Source organism: Zunongwangia sp. L-65 (assembly GCF_056859415.1).
Map to the genome: position 1 here is coordinate 1 of NZ_JBSXOK010000003.1, position 2,736 is coordinate 2,736.

General features: G+C 39.3%; 2 protein-coding genes and 1 pseudogene. All 3 read left to right on the plus strand.

The genetic code is table 11. The annotated features are described in order from the left end of the window. Nucleotides 1-1,709: VirB4 family type IV secretion system protein (locus tag AC13DP_RS00035; protein WP_483067073.1), on the plus strand; the 1,709-nt coding region annotated here is incomplete at its 5' end. A gap of 4 nt (nucleotides 1,710-1,713) precedes the next feature. Next, a complete protein-coding gene (locus AC13DP_RS00040) occupies nucleotides 1,714-2,292 on the plus strand; it encodes a hypothetical protein (RefSeq protein WP_013073496.1) in 579 nt (192 codons plus the stop codon). An 18-nt stretch (nucleotides 2,293-2,310) separates the two neighbouring features. After that, a pseudogene (locus AC13DP_RS00045) lies at nucleotides 2,311-2,736 on the plus strand (hypothetical protein); the annotation flags it as partial.

Genomic DNA, 2,736 nt, shown 5'->3' on the forward strand with positions numbered 1-2,736 from the left:
ACGATTTTGTATTTCACCAAGGGTTTATTGATGGCTTAGGGCTTACGCTAAACGAGAACCATATCGTTAACCAAATCCTGTATTTGGATGACAAACATAAATGGCGCAAGCTGCTTGATAAGAAAGTGGTAGAGCTTAACAAAAGCTCGAATTTCGGTTCGCAAAACAAAGTGGTGCTGGGTAAAATCCAGCACATCCTGGATCAGATCAATGCCGATGATAATGCCCGGATTATACGCGGACACTTAAACATCATTTTCTGGGACCGGGATGCCCGGAGCCTTGATAGAATTACCTCCAAAATAAAAACGGAATTTAAGGAACTGGATATTATTCCCTACTATCCACGGGGCGAAGAGCGGAAGAATTATATTCTGAACAGCTACTGCGGTTTTTCTTCTAATTTCTCCAATAACGATTTGTATGTAACGGATCTAAAACACGCGCTTTGCTTATTGATCAATAACAGCAATTACAAATCAGATTCCACCGGAATTATATTCAATGACCGTGAACATAACATTCCCGTGCTTAAAGATGTTTGGGACGAACAAAAAAAACGAATCAAGGCACGGAACTTTGCCATTTTTGCGCCAACCGGTGAGGGAAAATCCTTTTTGGCCAATAACATTCTGCGTCAATATTTTGAAAGCGGAGTACGCCTGGTCATTATCGATTTGGGTGGTTCTTATACTAAATTTGCCAAGCTTTATTCTGAACAATACACCGTACTCCGCTATGAAAGTGGAAAAAACCTGGGTATCAATCCATTTTACATCAGCGATACCAATGACCTGAGCCCGGAACGCTTGGAGGATTTATCGGTATTTCTCTTTGAACTCTTTGCTTCTGATTTAAAAGTAACCAAGGCACAATCGGTTGCCGTAAAAAAGATTCTACGTCATTATTACCATAGTATTTCTGAAAATCACTCGCTGAATGGTTTTTACAATTTTATTGAGAACAATCAAAAAAACCTCTTAAAGCAACTTAAAATCCATCCCGACTATTTCAACGTTACCAGCTTTTTACACGTAATGTCCGAGTACGTCGGCGATGGTCTATATAGCTTCCTTTTTGAAGTCAGTGAAGACCAGACCTATAAAATAGAAGATAAGCGTCTTATTGTATTTGAACTGGACGAAGTCAAGGACAATAAAGAAATCCTCTCCGTAATGCTCAAGCTGATTAAATCGGCCATTCAACGCACCATTTGGAAGAACCGTGCTGAAAAAGGGATTATTCTTTTTGATGAGTTTGCCAAGCAACTGAAGTTTGACAACGTACTGGAAAGCGTAGAATTTTATTATCAAGCCATTCGGAAACAAAATGGTGCAATCGGCATCATTCTGCAATCCATTAACCAGCTCCCGAACAGTTCCACTTCAGCAAGCATCCTTGAAAACACGCAGGTCATTTATAGCCTGAACAACGAGAAAGGCTATGGGGAACTAGTCAAACGGCTCAACCTCTCCAGCCATGATCTGAATCAGTTAAAATCTATCAAAAACAATCTTACCGGCCAAAGGAAATACACTGAAATGTTTATCAAAATTGGAAAAGAAAGCAACATTTTCCGCTTGGAAGTTCCCAAGGAAGTTTATGCCGCTTACTTGACCGACGGTAAGGAAAATGAAACCATAATGGCCACTTATAATAGAACAAATAATATGGAAGCCGCCATAAAAGAATTCATCGCTAAAACATAATACTATGAAGACAAAAATTTTAATCGTTGCAATAGCTCTGACCTTTATGATGCACAGCCGCGCTAAAGCCCAGGGAATGCCCGTCTATGATAACACCAACTTTGTAAGCTTGGTCAAACAACTTGTAGAATCCGGGAAGCAGACTGCTCAACTTATCAAGTCTGTGAAATTCCTGAAAGATGCAAAAGACAGGATTGAAAAGGTTTCCAGTGTAGTACGGCAACTTAGGGCTGTACAAGAGATTGGGCAAAACAATCAACGGCTCATTAACGTAATGCAAAATGATTTACAGGATATTTTAAACTCCCCGTATATCAAGCCGGATGAAATTTCCCGTGTCACAGCATCTTTTGAAAACATTGTCCAGAATTCTTTGGAAACAATGGATTTTATTGATCAAATCTTATCCAGCGATTACCTAAAAATGAGTGATGCCGAACGTGCCACCATATTAAAGCAGAAAGAAATGGAATCAAAGGAAATGGTCTCCGCTATCAGGGTAAAAACAAAACGTTATCGGGAGATTATTTCCTTTCGGAAGATGCAGGATAAAATCAATAACCGCCCACTAAGTGGGATTTAATAATACTTAAATGAAATGATGGGAGCTATAATAACTTTAAGTTTTGGTCTTGAATATGTGGATACTGTTTTTCAAACCATTCAAGACAGTGATTTTTCCCAATATACCATTGGCGGAATGAAAACCCTTGCTGTGCTTTTCTTCCTGATTAATATTTTAAAAAAATATAATGAGGGCGTGGCTAATAAAGACGGTTATACTTGGGGATTGAGCCCAGGGGAACTCGCTAAAAATTTTGCGGTGGTTATCCTCGTTATTTTCTCGACACAGGTATTAGGATTTTTTGACAGTATTCTTGTTTCCATTGAAAGTCAATATCGGGACACCGCTCCTGCTTTGCTCCCCTTGCAGATGCAGGATATTCCTATCGAAGAAGAAGTCAACCTTATAGATGCTGCTAAAAATGCAATGACATTGCTTTATGAAGCTTTAGTCACCCCACTT